The organism is Lentzea sp. NPDC102401 (genome assembly GCF_044765805.1).
GTDB lineage: Bacteria > Actinomycetota > Actinomycetes > Mycobacteriales > Pseudonocardiaceae > Lentzea > Lentzea sokolovensis.
Map to the genome: position 1 here is coordinate 1 of NZ_JBIWKS010000040.1, position 1,266 is coordinate 1,266.

The window sequence follows — 1,266 nt, forward strand, 5'->3', positions numbered from 1 at the left end:
GGGTCTGCTGCACGGATTGGTGACATCTGAGTTGGCTTGCCGTGATGGTGAGCTGGGAGGATGTCGCTGTGCCCAAGCCTTACCCTCAGGAGTTCCGCGACGATGTCGTGCGGGTCGCTCGGGACCGTGAGTCCGGTGTGACGGTCGAGCAGATCGCGAAGGACTTCGGGGTGCACCCGATGACGTTGTTCAAGTGGCTGCGCCAGGCCGAGATCGACGAAGGCGTCAAGCCCGGTGCGAGCCGGGCCGAGTCGGCTGAGCTGCGTGAGGCGCGTAAGCGGATCAAGCTGCTGGAGCAGGAGAACGAGGTGCTGCGCCGGGCGACGGCGTATCTGTCGCAGGCGAACCTGCCGGGAAAAGGCTCTACCCGCTCGTGAACGAGCTCGCCGCGGACGGTATCCCCGTCGCGGTGACGTGCCGGGTACTCGGGATCGCTCGACAGCCGTACTACCGGTGGCGTGCCAGGCCGCTCACCGAGACAGAACTCGAACGGGCTCAGCGAGCGAACGCGTTGTTCGACGCGCACCGCGACGATCCGGAGTTCGGCTACCGGTTCCTGGCCGACGAGGCCCGCGACGCCGGTCTGTCGATAGCGGATCGGACCGCGTGGCGGATCTGCTCGTCCATGGGCTGGTGGAGCGCGTTCGGCAAGAAACGCGGCCGCAACGGCAAGAAGACCGGCCCGCCGGTGCACGACGACCTGGTCCGCCGCGACTTCACCGCCGCGGCACCGAACCTGTTGTGGCTGGCCGATATCACCGAACACCGCACCACAGAAGGAAAGCTGTACCTGTGCGCGGTCAAGGACGTCTGCTCCAACCGGATCGTCGGCTACTCCATCGACTCACGGATGAAGTCCCGGCTCGCCGTCACCGCGCTCACCAACGCCCTCGCCCGCCGCGGTGAGGTCGCCGGCTGCGTGGTGCACACCGACCGAGGATCGCAATTTCGATCAAGGAAATTCGTCCGTGTCCTCGCTCGTCACGGCCTGTCCGGGTCGATGGGCAGGGTCGGCGCCGCGGGCGACAACGCAGCGATGGAGAGCTTCTTCGCGTTGCTGCAGAACAATGTTCTCGACCGGCGTACCTGGACCACTCGCGAGGAACTGCGGATCGCGATCGTCACCTGGATCGAGCGCACCTACCACCGCCGCAGACGCCAAGCCGCCCTCGGCAGGTTGACCCCTATCGAATACGAGGTAATCATGGCCACGCCAGCCAGTCAGGCTGCGTGACTACCACTGTCACCTACTCGTGCAGCAGACCC

The 1,266-nt window shown here is 65.9% G+C and carries 1 protein-coding gene; it reads left to right on the plus strand.

Features of this window, described 5'->3' with window-relative positions:
- Positions 1-68: 68 nt before the first annotated feature.
- Positions 69-1,234, plus strand: a protein-coding gene (locus ACIRG5_RS48380) for an IS3 family transposase (protein WP_402918513.1) whose coding sequence is annotated in 2 segments (ribosomal slippage) — positions 69-353 and positions 356-1,234 — 1,164 coding nt in all. Because the reading frame shifts where the segments join, the coding sequence is not laid out codon by codon here.
- Positions 1,235-1,266: the final 32 nt, after the last annotated feature.